The organism is Paenibacillus solani (genome assembly GCF_001277345.1).
GTDB lineage: Bacteria > Bacillota > Bacilli > Paenibacillales > Paenibacillaceae > Paenibacillus_AQ > Paenibacillus_AQ solani.
Map to the genome: position 1 here is coordinate 593,590 of NZ_LIUT01000006.1, position 17,004 is coordinate 610,593.

Consider the following 17,004-nt stretch of genomic DNA (forward strand, 5'->3'; position numbering starts at 1 on the left):
GCGTACGATGAATGAGAAGTCCGATCAGGATTTGGAGCGCCAGCTCAGCGAGATGTTAACAGATGGTGATATGGAGGAAAAAGACCGGGAGAAGGAGGAGCGGAGGCTTCTCACTCCCAAATATGAGATCCGGATCCAGACACAGCATGATCCCATCGTGGAGGAGACTCGGAAATACCGCAGCATGGCCAAGGAAGTAGATGACCGTTATGACAAGTACATGGATAAGGCGGTTAAGAAGGATCAGTCTAAGGATTCAGAGGGAGAAGCATGACAGCTCTTCATTTGTGAATCAGGCAGGCTTTATAGGTTGAAATATGGAATGGACAGCATGAGGACAGCTGTCCATTTTTTTGTGTGACAAGTAATCAAGATAGCCATGCCAGCGAATTGCTGGAGTCCTTAGCATAATACTCGTTCAAGGAGGGAGAGCGGATGCGGGCACGGGTACGGATGCATCATATTCTGGGAGGGGCTTCAGGGGCCGCTTCCATGCTGCTCTGGTGCATCCTTAACTTCTTCAATCCATATAACGATGAGATCAACGTGAGCGCGGCCCTTAATACGTTTATTATGCTATTTCTGCCGGGCTGCTTTGCGTTGATCGCGATTATATTTTCATACAGAGTACTGCTGTTGATAGCTTTTGTGTGGTCGGTACTACCAAGCCTGTATTTGGCAGGCACACCAGGAATCTTTGCATGGTTTGGGGTGACGAGTCTGGGGTATTTATTCGCTTATCTTCTTGCGAAGACGCATCGCACAGATTGATTTTTTTACCATTCACAGGTGGGTAATGATAAAATAAGTAGAATTGAGGTATTGATATTAGGGGAGTGAGAGCATGTTTAAACAATGGAAGAAGCGGCTGGCGGCAATGACCGGTACACTGACACTCACGGCAGTACTGATTGGGCCGGGCGTTGCACCAGCTTATGCCGATGAGGTGACAGACCAGAATACTTATCGAATTGTTACATTGGGGGATTCGCTGACCGTCGGGTATGAGCCGGGTATGGATATGAACAGCAAACCCTACGGTTTTGTTGATCGGCTGTATGAGCAAGGTTTGTTTCATGGACGGACGGAAGTAACAAATCTGGGGATTGGCGGTCTGAAGACCGACGGGCTTAAACATTATATCCAGGCCGTCGTGGATGAACGGGCGATCACAGCAGAGGAAATGCAGCCGGGACTCAGTGGGATCGATCCACGCACCAAACAGATTGGCGCTGAGGCAGCGAAAGCGAAGAACGTTATTGCTGCTGCTGATTTGATAACCATTACCATCGGTGGTAATGACATGATGAGTCTGGTCAGCACAGTGAACACATTAAGCGACGAGCAGTTGAAAGCGAAGATGGAGGAATTGTTCAAGAGCTACACGGACAATGTTTCTTCCGTCATAACCAATCTGCACAGTATGAACCCCGAGGCAGCGATTGTGGTGGCGGACCAGTATAACCCCGTGCCCAAAATCGCTAGCGAAGCCTCATACCCTAAATTGTTAGACGCAGCTGGGGAATTCACCAAATTGGTGGATAGCATGGCGGATAGCTTTTCAAGTCAGGGCGTGGACATCAAGGTAGCCCATGTTGCAAAGAAGTTCGTGGGTTCAGAGCTGACGATGACTCACATCCTAAAAGAGGATATTCATCCGAATCAATATGGATATGAAACGATAGCCAGCGTGTTTGCAGAGACCATCTGGGGCAGCTACAAGAATCCTCCCGCGCAAGAGCAGGCACAGATGCGTATCATGGTGAAGGGGCAAGAGCTGAACACTCCTTATAAGCCGATTCTACGCGATAACCTGAACTACGTAGCGATACAGGATATCGTGAATGCGGTTGGAGCGACCACCAAATGGGATAATAAAACATCCAGCGCGACCATTACATACGGAGATCGGACGGTCGTTGTGACGATCGGTGCGAAAACCGTACTAGTAGACGGTACTGCTGTGCCGATTGATACACCGGCATTCCTGCACAAAGTAGGAAAAGAAGATAAAGCCTATGTTCCGCTCGCAGTGATTGTATCGGGTCTCGGCTTTGATGTTCAATACAGTGCCAAATTACGTACAGCATTTATTAATTTGTAATTCTTACCCAATATAAACTGCAACGGATGCGTGAAGGCCGTTGCAGTTTCTTCTTTTGCGGACGCCTACGATTGAATAAACGCAGGATGGGCAGGAGAAGGCAGCCTGTATGTCGAATCTTGGAGAAACATAGATATGGCATTATAGGGGGAACAAAGCAATGAATACACCGATGATCGTGACGTTATCTGTGTTAGCAGTGGCATCCGTATTGTTCATGTCGGGAAAAGTGCGGTCGGATTTGGTCGCAATTGGCGTATTGATGGTACTTATGCTAACGGATATTCTGAGCCCAGCGGAAGCATTGTCGGGCTTTTCCAATTCGGTTGTCATTATGATGATCGGCTTGTTTGTCGTGGGCGGAGGGATCTTTCAGACAGGGCTCGCGAAGATGGCAAGCGGCAAGCTGCTTAAACTAGGTGGTGGGAGCGAGACAAAGCTGTTGATTATGGTCATGCTGGTGACGTCGCTTATTGGCGGATTCGTCAGCAATACCGGCACCGTGGCTGTGATGCTTCCCATCGTTGTCAGCCTGGCATACAGCGCCGAGATTAATCCGGGGCGGCTGCTGATGCCTCTAGCTTTTGCGAGCAGTCTTGGGGGTATGTTGACGCTGATCGGAACACCGCCCAACCTGGTTATTCAGGAGGCGCTTATTAATGGAGGATATGAAAGATTATCATTCTTCACTTTTCTGCCGATTGGTCTGGTCTGTCTGGTAACGGGGATTCTAGCGATATTGTTCCTGCGCCGTTTTCTTCCCAGCAATGAAGAAGGTGGAAATGCCAACAAGCATGGACGGTCACTTCGAGAGCTCGCCAAGCAGTATCAGCTGACCCAGAACCTGTACCGGATACAGGCTCTCGCAGACTCCTCCATACGGTCCAAGACCCTGAGGGAGCTGGATATTCCAGCGAAATTCGAAATAAATGTTATTGAGATCCGCCGCAAAATGTCGGCCAAGAATCAATTCTTCAAGACGATCAATCAGGAAATCGCGGGTCCTGAGACGGTGATTGAAGAAGACGACATTCTCTATGTGAACGGCCCGTTCGAGAAGGCGGCCGAATTTGCGGAGACATATGGGCTTGTTATGCTGGACCAGGGCGTGCCTGAGCATCGAAAGCATGCGGTAGAATCGCAATATGCCACGAGCGATGTCGGCATTGCCGAAGTGATGCTGACCCCCTCATCGCGTCTGATTGGCCGGCTTGTTAAGCATTCGGGCTTCCGGGAGAAGTATCGGGTCAACATCCTGGGCATTCAGCGAAAAGAACAGTACTTGCTGAACCATCTCAAGGAGGAGAAAATGCGCCTTGGCGATGCGCTCCTCGTTCAGGGCACCTGGAAGGACATAGCGCTGCTGGCTGCCGAGCAAACGGATGTAGTTGTGGTTGGACAGCCAGCAGAGGAATCGCGCAAAGTGACAATGGATCATAAAGCGCCGATTGCAGCAGGGATTATGCTGCTAATGGTGATTCTGCTCGTGACCGAATGGATTCCTGCTGTAGCTTCCGTTATGATTGCGGCCGTATTGATGGTTGTGTTTGGCTGTGTACGTAACATGGAGGAAGCTTACAAGACGGTCAACTGGGAAAGTATCGTGCTGATTGGCGGCATGATTCCGATGTCTATTGCGATCGAGAAGACAGGGGCCGCCACGATGATTTCGGATATGCTGGTTAACTCACTGGGCAGTTACGGGCCGCTTGCGCTGCTGGCTGGCGTCTATTTTACGACTTCAATATTGACGATGTTTATCAGTAACACAGCCTGCGCCGTATTGTTTGCCCCGATTGCCTTAACGGCTGCAATTCAGATGGGGGCGAGTCCATATCCATTCCTGTTCGCGGTTTCTATCGGAGCAAGCATGTGTTTTGCTTCGCCGTTCTCTACACCGCCGAACGCACTTGTCATGTCGGCAGGGCGGTATAAATTCAGTCACTATGTTAAGGTCGGGCTACCGCTCCAGTTGGTGATCGGGCTTGTAATGATGGCTGCGCTGCCGCTGTTCTTTCCGTTTTAAAAGAGAAATTATGATTTCGTAGATATCCACGCCCCCATGTTGGGTCCAATACAAAGGACCTGCATGGGGGCTTTTTATATGGTTGATGCTTAGCCGCCCCAAAAATGCCAAACAAGACAATTCCACACTGCCCGCCAATTTAGCAGGAAATCACCAGTCCCAAGGCTAATAACTCAACTTGTAACTTCCTGCTCCATCGTAAATATGGGCATCATTTCCGTAGAAATGCATACGCTGGTGCCGCTGGATTGTTGCTATGCTTGAGAAAGCCGGAGGTGCTAGGACCGATGAGAAATCGTTTCAAAAATCCGCTTCGCCGCATGAATATCAAACAGCAGATGATCCTGCTGTTCCTGGTGCTGGTCATCCCGTTATTTGCGCTGAACGCTTACGGGAATTCCATGGCGGGTCAAATCCTAAAGAGTCATGTGACTAATGCCTATATCGAACTGAACAAGCAAAATTTTAAGCTGATAAACCGGGACATAGAAACCGTTAACAAGGTGACATCGACCGTCATCCAAAACTCGCAGATCCAGCAGCTCGACACCTTTGCCGAGAGCACCGTACTGGAGCGCGTCAAAAATTATGAGCGGCTCGAAAAGATGCTGCTGTCCTTCTCCCAAGAGACCGATGAGCGTGAACCAGTTTATTACTCGCTCTATGTATATGACCCGGATAACAACTATTTTTTTGCTCCGTACTACCCTGACCGCAGAAAGGCAGGTGTGTATTTTTTCTCCGACGAGCAGGAAAAGCCCGCCTGGTTCGATGAAGCCGTGGCGATGAAAGGGAACGGGTATCTTAAGCGCATGGCGAATTTGTCGCCGCCGGTGCAAGGGCGACAGGATGAAGAGACCTTAAGCTATGTGCGGGCCGTGAACAACATTTATAAGGGAGGGACCATCGGCGTTCTGGTGGTCACGAATTTGGATGCGCGGATTGGCGAGTCATTATCGACGGTGTCAATACCGGATGGAGAACTGTATTTTACGGACTGGAACGACAATATTCTAACTTCCTCGGTAAAAGACAAGGCGGGCAAGTTGGAATTGCCGCCTGAAGCGAATCCGGGTCATTCCACAATTGGCGTCATGGATGTGATCACGTCGGATTTCATCTATGTCATCGATTATAACTATGTGATCCAGCAGAAGCTGGTTTACAAGGTACCCGTCAAAACGCTGCTCGCCCAGCAAAGCGAAATGAAGCGTGTTATTCAGGTTATTTCCATCGCTTATTTTGCCGTCGGCCTCATTATCATTTTCTACTTCTGGCAGTCGCTGATGACGCCTCTTCAGAAGCTGGCACATTTCGTGCGAAGGTACGAACCGGGCAATGTCGTGCCGGAAACCCCGTATCGACGCAGAAAAGATGAAGTGAGCGTGCTCATCTCCACGATCTATGATATGGCCCGCCGTTTGAATGATCTGATCCATTACAAATATGATATGGATTTGAAGCAGAAGGAAGCGCAGCTCCAGCTGCTCTATCAGCAGATCAACCCCCATTTGCTGTACAACACCTTGGAGAGCATTTACTGGAAGAGCACGATGGAAGGGAACACCGAGTCAGCAGAGATGATTAAGGATTTATCCAAATTGATGAAGATCAGTCTTAGCCGGGGCCGTGACCTTATTACGCTTGGCGAAGAGCTTGAGCATGCGGGAGCTTATATGAATCTCCAGCTGAACCGTTATGATTACCAGTTCACTATCAAGTGGGACGTTCCCGAGTCATTGCTGACGAATCACGTGCCGAAAATTATGCTGCAGCCGCTTCTGGAGAACGCGATTATTCATGGCATTAAAAATATGGGCGAGGACGGGACCATCCAGATTTCAGGCCATCAGGAGCATGATTGCTGTCGGATCGTCATTGAGGACAACGGCTTTCGCCCCGTAAACTACGAATCTATCCGCAGGCTGCTTCATGATGAAGCGCCAGATCCTTCGCTGGGCTATGGCATCCGCAATATTCAGGAACGGATCCGGCTGCACTTTGGCAGCCGCTACGGGCTTCAATATGAACCAAGGGAAGAAGGGGGAACCCGTGTGACGATTACAATTCCCCGAACAGAGCCAACAACCATTACCACAATCGGACAGGAGGTTTCCTGATGTATAACATTTTAGTGGTAGATGACGAACCTTTGATCTGTAAGGGCTTGGCCGGACTGTTAACGTCCTCTGGGCTTGCGATTGAGGGGATTGCAACGGCCTACAGCGGGCAGGAAGCGTTGGACTACATACGAATGGGGGATATCGATCTGCTGGTCACCGATATCCAGATGGGCGAGATGAACGGCATTGAGCTGATGCAGCAGGCGAAGATCATAAAGCCATGGGTTCAGACGATCATCATTTCAGCCCACGAAACATTTCAATATGCGCAGCGGGCGCTTCAGCTTGGAGCTAAGGATTATTTGATCAAGCCGCTGGATAGCGAGCAGTTTCTGGATTCAGTCCGCAGCGTGCTGCTCAAGATGGATCGCTCAGCACCTCAGGTTGAGCAGTTTCTCATGGCCGATAACGAGCATTTTCGGATGGAGGAGCCTCCATCCGAACGAATAGAGCAGCTGAATCAGAGGCTCTCGATGGAGTCAAATCAGCCCGATCAAGCTGAATCTGACGAGTCGGAGCTCGGCATAATTGGCCCATATTTTGCCGTCATTAAGATGAAGCTGGACCTGATGGGAGAGAGAAGCAGCATTCCTTTTTCAAAGCAGGATATAAGCCTGATCCAATATGCAGCGCTGAATATCGCCAAGGAGCTTCTGGAGCAGGAGGCGCAGACCTTGGTGTTCTATTCGCCGAAGCGGGACATCAACATCATCCTTCAATGGAGCGAGCAGGAAATGGAAGAGAACGCAAGCGGGAAAATCCATCATTTGGAGATGATCGGCCGGAGCCTGCACCATCATGTGGAGCTGCATCTGAAACAGAGCTGTACCGTGGGCATCAGCCAGATATTGAGGGGGCCGGAATTCCTGAGTGTGCTCAGCCGCCAGGCGGATAAGGCGATGCTGTGGAGTGAGCAGCTGCACGATTTTCATGTGTTTTATTACGGGGATTTTAATTGGCATAACTATGCCCAGGAGACATCGCAGGAGGTGCTCTCGAGCCAGAGCAACCGGATCGTGGAGAATACGAGGCAATATATCGAGGATCATTACCGCCAGAAGGGATTGACGATTCACGAGGTAGCCAAGAACAATCATGTGAGCCCGAACTATTTGAGTTATCTGTTCAAAAAATATACCGGCAGCAGCCTGTGGGAATATGTGGTGACGCTGCGGATGGAGGAGAGCAGGTCCCTGATCCTGAGCACGGATCTCCGCCGGTACGAGATTGCCGAACGGGTTGGCTATGAATCCCCTGAACATTTTAGCAAAATCTTTAAAAAGTACTACGGCGTCAGCCCGAGCGAGCTAAAGAAGTAAGAACGGTTATACTTCACATAGTTTTAGACATGTTCGAAGACTCCCCTGCTTTTTTACAATAATAGCTAGACATTGAATAAAAGGAATGAGGGAGTCAGATGGGAGAAACGGCCATGCCACACGGCCAGGCTCGGACAGAGCCCGGTCATCACACCCAAATGGAGCACAAGCGCAAGCCGCTGTGGAAGAAGTATTTATGGGGATATTTATTCCTCGTACCAGCGATTGCGATCTTTGTTGTCTTTTTATGGGTGCCGATCTTCAAAGGGATTTTTTACAGCTTTTTTCATATCGATTTTGTCAAAGGAAACATCTTTGTCGGGTTCGATAATTATGCCAAGGTTCTGGGCAATCCTGACTTGCTGTTGTCGGTAAGAAATACATTGTATTTCATGCTGTTAACGCTTGTGATCGGCTTCTGGGTGCCCATTGCGGCCTCTATTGCCATCTCGGAGCTGAAGCTGTTCCAGGGCTTCGCACGGATTGCGGCGTACCTTCCGTTTGTTGTTCCCGGCGTCGTTCTCTACGGCATGTGGAGATGGATGTATGATCCGGTTGGTCCGATCAACGCTCTGTTCGGCTTCTTCGGGGCAGAACCGGTGTCGTTCATATCGGATAGCCGCTTCTCCATGGTTTCACTTGTCGTGATGGAGACATGGCAGCAATTCGGCTCGGCGATGCTGATTTATCTGGCCGGCGTGCTCAGCATCCCGAAAGATTGGTATGAGGCGGCCGAAATCGATGGTGCGGACGTATGGGCACGGATCAAATACATTACGCTCCCATCGATGCGCAATCTGATTATACTCATGCTGATTCTGCAGCTGATTGGTACCTCGCAGGCCTATCAATCACAGCTGGCCATGCTGGATGGCGGACCGAACAAGGCCACGCTCACCTATGCGCTGCTTACCGTTAAGTATGCGTTTAACCAGCTGGATTACGGAGCGGGAACCGCGATGGGCATCTTAATGTTCCTTGTGCTGAGTTTGCTGGGCATCCTGCAATTCAAGATGAACAGGGAGGAGTACTAGGATGAAAGAGAGAGGCATACTGTCCGCTTCGGATTTGAGAAAACCGTGGAATAAGGCAGTTTACGGGTTTATGGTGCTGTGCATTGCCATAATGACCTTCACGATGCTGTACCCGATTGGCATGACAATGTTCAACGGATTGAAGAGTAATCAGGAGATCAATACGTTTCCGCCGCGCTTTTTCCCATCGGAATGGCACTGGGGTAACTTCCCGAAGGGGTGGGCATACATCGATTTGCCGATGTTTCTGAAGAATACGCTGCTTATTTTCGGCGGCAATCTGCTGGTCACGATTTTGGTGTTAGGCATGGCAGCATTCAGCATTTCCCGCATCCGGGTCCCCTATCACCGGGCCATCTATTTCTTCATTCTTATGACCTTGTTTATCCCGGCGTCGAGTTACATGATTCCGAATTTCGTCAACCTGAAGGAGCTCGGTCTGCTGAATTCCTACTGGGCCTTCTGGCTGCCGGCTGGGGCGAATGCGTATTTCTTCCTGCTGATCAAAAACTTCTTCGACGGCATTCATCCGGAGATATTCGAGGCAGCGCGCATCGACGGCGCTTCGGAGATAAGCAGTTTCCTGCGGATCGCCATTCCGCTGTCCGTTCCGATCTTCGCAACGCTCGCGATCTTTACTTTCTCCACGGCATGGAATGACTGGTTCTGGCCGTCGCTCGTCATGCAGACACAAGATAAATACACGCTGGCTACGGCGATCTACAAATATGTCATCAATGCCAGGAGCTTGGACAGCAGTATCAAATTCTCAATCCTGTTCATGGTGATGGTGCCGCCGATCTTCGTATTTCTGGTATTCCAGAAATTTATTATGCGCAGCGTCAGTCTCTCAGCCGTCAAAGGATAGGGTAGCACATACACGATCGTAGCCATGCACATGATCGTCATATGAATGCACATCGTCCTTTCGAGGTTTCGATTTTATGATGGAGATAGGAAACATTATCAACTCAATAAGGAAAAGGGGAGTATCCATGCGCAAGTTCTCAGCACTACTGATCTGCCTTTTGCTGTTCAGCTCCTTGCTCGCCGCGTGCGGCGGCGGCAAAGCGGCGCCGGAGGTCACGAATAAAGAGGGAGGGACCACGAACTCGGGGGAAACAACCACGACACAGACGGAGGAACCGAAGGAGGACATCGCGGACCAAAAGATCACGATCAAGGTTCATTATCCGCTGCCGGATGACACGACGCTGCGACAGCAGGAGGATGATAAAATTGCCCGTTTCCAGGCGAAATATCCAAATGTGACCATCGTAAAGGACGATTGGCAGTACAGCGTTAACGAAATTGGAGTGAAGATGGCTTCGAACGAAGCACCGACATTTTATAACACGTGGGCTACGGAAGCACAGCTGCTTGTGGAGCGGGGCTGGGTGGCTGACATCACGGAGTTCTGGAACGACTGGGAGTACAAGGATGATATGAATCCCGTGCTGCAGAATCAATTCATCGTGGACGGCAAGGTATACGGTGTAACGCAGAATGGTTATATTACGTCTACGGTCGTGAACAAGAAGCTGCTGGATGCGAAGGGCGTGCCTGTTCCGCCAATGGATTGGACATGGGACGATATGTACAACACAGCGAAAGGCGCTGCGGACCCGAAGGCCGGCATATCCGGAATCGCACCGATGGGCAAGGGGAATGAAGCTGGCTGGAACTGGACTAACTTCTTGTTTGAAGCTGGCGGGGACATTGAAGTGAACGAAGACGGCAAAGTGAAAGCGGTGTTTAACTCGGAAGCCGGTGTGAAGGCATTGGATTTCTACAAGAAGCTAAGATGGGAAGCAAATGCCATTCCGCAGGACTGGGCCCTCGGTTGGGGCGATGCGATCAGCTCGTTCCAGCAAGGACGCACAGCCATGGTCATCGCAGGCGCATTTGACGTGATTCAGCCAGCACTGAATGAAGGTGGTATGAAGCCGGAAGATGTGATTGCATATCCGATGCCTGCAATGGAGAAGGGCGGAGCGCACCACGGCATTTTGGGCGGCAATTACCTGGTCATTAATCCAAATGCCACGAAGGAAGAGCAGGAAATGGCATTCCGCTATATCACGTTTGATTATTTTACAGACGATGCGCTGAAATCAGTGGAAGACACGATTAATGCCCGTAAAGCCGAAGGCAAATACTTTGTACCGACGCCGCTAGAATATTTTAGCGATGATTCCGAGTATGCTGCAAAGGTCAAAGCTATCTACGATAAGTACGACAACGTCTACAAATATGATCCGCAGCTCTTCAGTCTGTTAGAAGGCAAAACGGAAGCACAATTCGGCACGCAGGATTATTATGCGGCGATGTCCAACGTCGTGCAGGAATCGTTCTCCAAGGAAGGTACGGATTCCAAGAAACAGCTGGACGATACGGCCAAGTTGGTTCAGGAGAACTTCTTCGATAAAATCGAACAGAAATAAGGGGTGGCAACCCCGGATAGGATGATAGAGAGTTCTGTAGCATAAAAAGAGAGACGCCGCTCCGGCGTCTCTCTTTGCTGATTCATATTGGTATCAGGAACTTGAATCGGAACTATCATCAGTTCTCTACGGGCGCGGCTACCAAATTCGACTTTGGGATCAAGGGAGCCGCAATTGCCGCAAAATCAATAGATTTCCTGGGCATCTGCTGGCAGCTGCCCGACATGCTGTAGGAAGCCCGTTACGCGCTGGTCCTGCCCGTTATCATACTTAAAGCCAAGCTGCTCAGCAACTTCAAGCGCAGTTCCCCGGAACAGTCTAGCCATCGCAAACAGCGCATCCCACACCTCTTCGTAAGTTCCGCGAGGATAGGTAGACATCAGCTCGTTCCAGCTGCCCGGGGACAGGTAGTTTTTCAGGTACTTGCCGTTTTTGCCAACACTGAGCGAGAAGTCGGTCTGGATACCTACCTGCCACTCCAGCATCTTCATCAGCATCGGTCGCATGATGTTGTGAAGATGGTCTTGGGCATACAGTATTTCTTTCCGCCATAAGCCTTTTGCCACATACGTAGAAACCCACCAGAACTCGTTGCAGCAATCAGCGAAGAATGCCGCAGACGGGCGCTGTACCCAAAAATCCTCATCTGACGGAGGAGCAACCTTAGGGAAGGACTGATCTTTATCCAGTAAAATCTGGATCAGTTTGTCTTCCTTACAGTATTTCTCCTTGTCCTCAATAGGAATTAGAGTCATGTCGATCCGGTTGCCGTCGGTAAACAACATCAAGTACGAGAACCAGGCCCCAAGATCCGGGGGAAACAAGGCCATATCTTCCGGTGTCTGCAGAATCAACCGTTCTCCGAAAACGTCAATCCAGCTCGGATCCTGAATGAAGCTCTCCATGTCCGTCACATGAAAGCTGATATCGTAATCTTGAAAAATATCCTTAGGCACGTTGGGATTCGTTCTGGAGCCTTCCAGGGTCACGGCCCGAACCCGTTCGTCGCGGGCTGCGTAGCCCAATACCAAATCTATCATTTCTTGTTCGCTTCTCATACTTTCCAGCCTCCTTATTCCTATTTGGATTAAGCATGAATCAAATCGGACAGGTCAGGAGGTCCACGAATCCGGACCGTAGAAGCATGGCATGGATATGGAGCATGTTATAACTTGTTCAAGCGTTTTTTCATAAGGAAATCTCCTTTACGCATTTGAATTTAGTTAAGTTATTTCTTCATAGCCTTGAAGGATTCTTCCGCTGCCTCTAGCGTATCTTCAATATCGGCATCCGTATGAGCCGTGGTCATAAACCAGGCTTCGTATTTGGAAGGGGCCAGGTTCACGCCGCGGTCCAGCATGTGGCGGAAGAACGCCGCAAAGGCTTCACCGTCGGTATCCTGCGCTTCGTCATAGTTCGTTACCGGATGATCGCAGAAGTGAGTGGAGAAGGAGCCGCGGATGCGATTAATCGTAAGCGGGACACCGTGGCGGTCTGCGGATGCCTGTAGGCCTTCTGTCAGCTTGATCGTCAAGCGCTCCATTTCTTCATATACACCTTCACCCTGCAGCACCTCCAAGCAGGCGATTCCGGCTGTGATGGAAGCAGGATTGCCGGCCATGGTTCCTGCCTGATAAGCTGGGCCAAGCGGTGCAACCTGTTCCATCACGTGTTTGCGGCCGCCATAAGCACCGATTGGAAGCCCGCCGCCGATGATTTTGCCAAGAGCCGTAAGATCCGGCTGAATTGCTTCATGATTGGTTAAGCCTGCATAGGTTTGGGCCGAACCGTAATGGAAACGGAAAGCACTGATGACCTCGTCATAAATGACAAGCGAGCCGTTGTCGTGCGCCATCTTGCATAAGCCTTCCAGGAATCCCTCTTTCGGCATCACCATCCCGAAGTTGCCGACGATCGGCTCCACCATTACGGCAGCGACATCATCACCCCATCGGTCAAGGGCAGCTTGCAGGCCTTCCAAATCGTTGAACGGAACGGTAATAACTTCGGTTGCGATGCTTGTAGGGATTCCTGCACTGTCCGGAATGCCAAGTGTGGAAGGGCCGGAGCCGGCAGCCACAAGGACGAGATCGGAATGGCCGTGGTAACAGCCGGCAAATTTAATAATTTTGTTGCGTTTGGTGTACGCGCGGGCGACTCGGATGGTCGTCATAACAGCCTCGGTGCCGGAATTGACGAAACGCACCTTATCCATGGACGGGATGGCTGCCTTCAGCATTTTGGCCAGGGTGATCTCAAGCTCTGTCGGCGTCCCGTACAGGGTGCCGTTTTGAGCTGCCGCCGTGATCGCCGCTGTAATATGCGGATGGGCATGTCCGGTTATGATCGGACCATACGCTGCTAAATAATCGATGTAGCGGTTGCCATCCTCGTCCCAGAAGTGGGCGCCACTTGCACGCTTCATAAAGACAGGTGCACCGCCCCCAACGGCTTTAAATGAACGGGAAGGGCTATTTACGCCTCCCACGATATGCTGTAGCGCTTCTTGATACAGTGATTCTGAACGGTTTCTGGATGTTGACATATGAATTGAACTCCCTTTCTTCATGAAGCAGGACAGGAAGCTAAAATGACATAGCGCCCTGTCCTGACCCAATAGTGTATTAGTTGCGGTCCGTCACTGATGACGGAGTTGTTGAACTTTCGGAAGGATTGCTCTTGGAATTACCTTCTGTGTCCTGACTGTCTTCACTTACAGGATCAGGTGTTGGCGGGTTTACGATATCCTGGATATACTCTTTCAGCCTATCCGAATTGCCGACAGTTAAGACAGCAGCCCCACCGATATGTTCTTCCTTCAGCAGCTTCATAGGAGGCACCTGCTCACTGCCGCTCATGCTGCTCTTGTAAGCGACATTAGCGAGTTTCCACATATCTTCGACCTCAAGATTGGTATCAATATACGGACTGACGGATTTCAGGATGTCAGGCAGCTTCATAATCGAAGTGGTGGTCTGCATTTTCTTGGCTACTGCTTTTATCAGCTCGCGTTGACGTTCTGTGCGGGTAAAATCGCCCATCGCATCATAGCGGAACCGGACATACTGAAGCGCTGAATTACCGTCGAGATGCTGCATGCCCTGCTTCAGATCAATGTCATATTCATTCTTGTCTGCCTTACTGGAATAGCTCATGTCCTTCTCAACATAGAAATCAACCCCGCCGACTGAATCGACCAACTTCATGAATCCTTGGAAATCAGTGTAGACGTAGTATTGAATCGGCATGCCGAGCAGATCTCCAACCGCCTTCATGGCCGTATTCGGACCGTGAGTAATGGCTGTATTGATTCGGTTTCGGTCATGCCCGGGTATGTCTACATAGGTATCGCGCAAAATAGAGAATAAGTACATTTTCTTCTTTACCGGATCAATGGAGGCTACAAGCATGCTATCGGAACGGGGAATCTCGCCTTCTTCGAACCCGCGTGCATCCACGCCCATGACGAGAATGTTAACCATCTCGGTTCCTTCCCACTCCGGTGGCGCAGGGACTTTGGCATCGACCTGTTCAATTTCCTTAAAAGGGGAGGCTTCTCCCGATTTCTGAAGACCTTGCAAGCTGTCGTAAAAAGATACTCCATAATAAATTCCGTAGCCAATGATGGCGGCCAGTATGATACTAACAATCCATATAATCGTTTTCTTTGTTTTTTTGGTCATTAAGTTCTTCCTTTCGGATACGCTGATGATACATTCGATAGAACATTTGAACATTCGACATACATTCTATTATAATTTTTTTAGAAAAGACAATCAATTTTGCGGATTTAAGTCCCATACAACAGGAGGCGAACCAATATCGCAGATCAAGTAGAGTGGACCATCGGAAGCCAGGTACCAGATTTTTCACTCCCGGCTTCGAATGGGGAAGAGATAGCATTAAGTGATTTTCGCGGTCGCAAGGTCGTGCTTTTTTTCTACCCGAAGAATATGACTCCAACCTGTACCGAAGAAGCCTGCAGCTTCAGGGATAATTATAGTGCTTTGGAGCAAGCTGACGCAGTTGTCATCGGGATTAGCCCGGATCCGCCGAAATCCCACACCAGATTCATTGATAAACATAGTCTGCCCTACTTGCTCTTGTCTGATGAGGAGCATAAGGTCAGCGATATGTTTGGTGTGTGGCAGATGAAGAAAATGTTCGGCCGTGAGTATATGGGCATTGTTCGCTCGACCTTTTTGATTGACGAGAACGGAAAGCTGGCAGCAGAATGGCGGAAGGTGAAAGTGAAGGGCCATGTTGAGGCCGTGCTCGCAGCCGTGCTGTCATAGCTATATGAAGAACGGTCCCTATGCATGCCTGGACAGGCATCATAAGGGACCGTTTTTTTTGCTGAATAATGAGGTTCCAGCTATTTCAAACGAGTTATCAAAATCTAGTCTTTTTTTATAACACCCTCCATATAATCTATCAGGAAGCCGAACTCATAGAAACGATGGAGGTAGAGTTGATAATGAAAAGTATGGTGCGGGTAACAGCGATTGCGGTATTCTTCGGCATTTTGGCAGTGTTGATCACGATGGGTACGGGACTTTCAATCGAGCAACCGGTGGATATGTATGTGGAACAACCTTCTATGGCTTCGGCACCCGCGGCAGTATCTCAGCAGAATATACAAGTGAAGGCGTATGAAGCAAACAAGCCGAAAATCATCCCTGCAAGCAAGAGCGCATCGGCTGTGAACGCCGCACCTGTTTCATATAAGAAACAAACGGAGAAGACGGTGTATCTGACATTTGATGACGGACCATCCGATTTAACGCTTGACGTGTTGGATATTTTAAAGCGGGAAGGTATTAAGGGCACGTTTTTTGTAGTGGGAAAAGAAGCGGAGACCCGCCCCGAGATTATTAATCGGATCTATGAGGAAGGGCATGCGATTGGCAATCATTCCTATGATCACCGCTATGATAAGCTTTATGGGCATTTTCAGGATTTTTGGGTACAGATTAAGAAGACGGAGGAGATCATCCGCTTGATCACGGGTGAAAGACCCCAGCTGGTGAGGGCTCCTGGGGGAACGGCCGGACATTTTGATGAAGCCTATTTTCAATATATGAAGCAGGGGGGATATCGTGTATTCGATTGGAACGTTGACAGCGGCGATTCCAAATATAGGGGCGTTCCAGCCAAGGATATTTTAAAAGGGGCAACCACGAAGGTGAATGGCAATGAGGCAATTGTGCTTCTTCATGATGGCAAAGGGCATGCCGAAAGCATAAAAGCTCTGCCTGACATCATCTCGCACTATAAAAAGCAAGGCTATACCTTCGAGGTTCTTACTCCGGAAACCCAGCCCGTTCAATTTCGTCCTAAACCGTCTGCCCAAAAGGCTTCGCAGCCATCTAAGCAGTGGATAAATGAGCATGTTGCAGTCAATGCCGCATTATTTGAGAGTGGACGTATGCTTGCCGTGGAGTTCGGAGGTATGGAAACGGCGTTCGCGGCAGGTGAATATAGAATGGTTGACGGCCGATTGATGGTTCCGCTGCGCTCTTTGGTGGAACGGCTCGGCGGGAGTGTGTCCTGGAAATCTCATACCAAGACCGTGCAGGTGACCCTGGCAGGGAAACGCTGGGAAGCAGACCCGGTGGGCGGCTTGCTGTACCCCATGCAAACAGGGGAGAGACCGGTGTCTTCGGAGATTCACTTAATCGGTGGAACCGCTTGGATTCCGCTGCGGGAGGCGCTTGACTTTTCCGGAAAAACTGTTACAAAAGTGACATATCAAGAAAGCGAGTATCGCGTTCTTGCGTTGTAATCTGAATTTGCAATTTCTATTTGTAATTATGCTGCACAAGTTATAGACTAGTACTTGAGATATTTATCACAATCCCAACGATTGTTTCAGATTAGAGGAGGGGGATGTCATCCCCCTGCTTTATTTTGGCGATAATGGGTCACCCATAAGTTCGACTTTTGTAAGTGAT

General features: G+C 49.7%; 14 protein-coding genes. 11 read left to right on the plus strand and 3 right to left on the minus strand.

Annotated elements, in window-relative coordinates; all coding sequences use genetic code 11:
- Positions 1-7 precede the first annotated feature (7 nt).
- The 9 genes from AM231_RS23990 (at position 8) to AM231_RS24030 (ending at position 11,050) form a co-directional block, all read left to right on the plus strand.
- The gene (locus tag AM231_RS23990; RefSeq protein ID WP_054404842.1) at positions 8-274 is read left to right on the plus strand and encodes a hypothetical protein; all 267 of its coding nucleotides are present in this window, start codon (positions 8-10) and stop codon (positions 272-274) included.
- A gap of 161 nt (positions 275-435) precedes the next feature.
- On the plus strand, positions 436-771 hold the full coding sequence (locus AM231_RS23995) for a hypothetical protein (protein WP_054404845.1): 336 nt from the start codon (positions 436-438) through the stop codon (positions 769-771).
- A gap of 73 nt (positions 772-844) precedes the next feature.
- The gene (locus tag AM231_RS24000; RefSeq protein ID WP_054404847.1) at positions 845-2,104 is read left to right on the plus strand and encodes an SGNH/GDSL hydrolase family protein; all 1,260 of its coding nucleotides are present in this window, start codon (positions 845-847) and stop codon (positions 2,102-2,104) included.
- A 160-nt stretch (positions 2,105-2,264) separates the two neighbouring features.
- Positions 2,265-4,130 carry an SLC13 family permease gene (locus tag AM231_RS24005; RefSeq protein ID WP_082341790.1) on the plus strand — a complete coding sequence of 622 codons (1,866 nt, stop codon included), beginning with the start codon at positions 2,265-2,267 and terminating at the stop codon, positions 4,128-4,130.
- Between the two features lie 287 nt (positions 4,131-4,417).
- Positions 4,418-6,250, plus strand: a complete 1,833-nt coding sequence (locus tag AM231_RS24010) for a cache domain-containing sensor histidine kinase (RefSeq protein ID WP_054404849.1) — start codon at positions 4,418-4,420, stop codon at positions 6,248-6,250.
- Positions 6,250-7,572 (plus strand): response regulator transcription factor, encoded by a 1,323-nt coding sequence (locus AM231_RS24015; protein WP_054404851.1) that lies wholly within the window; start codon positions 6,250-6,252, stop codon positions 7,570-7,572. Before AM231_RS24010 ends, AM231_RS24015 begins: the two co-directional genes overlap by 1 nt.
- A gap of 98 nt (positions 7,573-7,670) precedes the next feature.
- On the plus strand, positions 7,671-8,606 hold the full coding sequence (locus AM231_RS24020; RefSeq protein ID WP_054404853.1) for a carbohydrate ABC transporter permease: 936 nt from the start codon (positions 7,671-7,673) through the stop codon (positions 8,604-8,606).
- A 1-nt stretch (position 8,607) separates the two neighbouring features.
- Positions 8,608-9,474, plus strand: coding sequence for a carbohydrate ABC transporter permease (locus AM231_RS24025; RefSeq protein ID WP_053489984.1), 867 nt, complete (start codon positions 8,608-8,610; stop codon positions 9,472-9,474).
- Between the two features lie 127 nt (positions 9,475-9,601).
- The gene (locus AM231_RS24030) at positions 9,602-11,050 is read left to right on the plus strand and encodes an ABC transporter substrate-binding protein (RefSeq protein ID WP_054404855.1); all 1,449 of its coding nucleotides are present in this window, start codon (positions 9,602-9,604) and stop codon (positions 11,048-11,050) included.
- 185 nt (positions 11,051-11,235) lie between these two features.
- On the opposite strand, the gene AM231_RS24035 is transcribed toward AM231_RS24030, so the two are convergent.
- The 3 genes from AM231_RS24035 to AM231_RS24045 all read right to left on the minus strand — a co-directional run bounded on the left by AM231_RS24035 (position 11,236) and on the right by AM231_RS24045 (position 14,733).
- A complete protein-coding gene (locus AM231_RS24035; protein ID WP_054404857.1) occupies positions 11,236-12,108 on the minus strand; it encodes an aminoglycoside 6-adenylyltransferase in 873 nt (290 codons plus the stop codon).
- 170 nt (positions 12,109-12,278) lie between these two features.
- Positions 12,279-13,595 (minus strand): glutamate-1-semialdehyde 2,1-aminomutase, encoded by a 1,317-nt coding sequence (locus AM231_RS24040; protein ID WP_054404858.1) that lies wholly within the window; start codon positions 13,593-13,595, stop codon positions 12,279-12,281.
- Positions 13,596-13,674: 79 nt separating this feature from the next.
- Positions 13,675-14,733, minus strand: coding sequence for an LCP family protein (locus tag AM231_RS24045; protein WP_054404860.1), 1,059 nt, complete (start codon positions 14,731-14,733; stop codon positions 13,675-13,677).
- Positions 14,734-14,871: 138 nt separating this feature from the next.
- Between AM231_RS24045 and bcp the strand changes: the two genes are divergently transcribed.
- Positions 14,872-15,345 carry a thioredoxin-dependent thiol peroxidase gene (gene bcp / locus AM231_RS24050; protein WP_054404862.1) on the plus strand — a complete coding sequence of 158 codons (474 nt, stop codon included), beginning with the start codon at positions 14,872-14,874 and terminating at the stop codon, positions 15,343-15,345.
- Positions 15,346-15,527: 182 nt separating this feature from the next.
- A complete protein-coding gene (locus tag AM231_RS24055; RefSeq protein ID WP_054404865.1) occupies positions 15,528-16,835 on the plus strand; it encodes a polysaccharide deacetylase family protein in 1,308 nt (435 codons plus the stop codon).
- Positions 16,836-17,004: the final 169 nt, after the last annotated feature.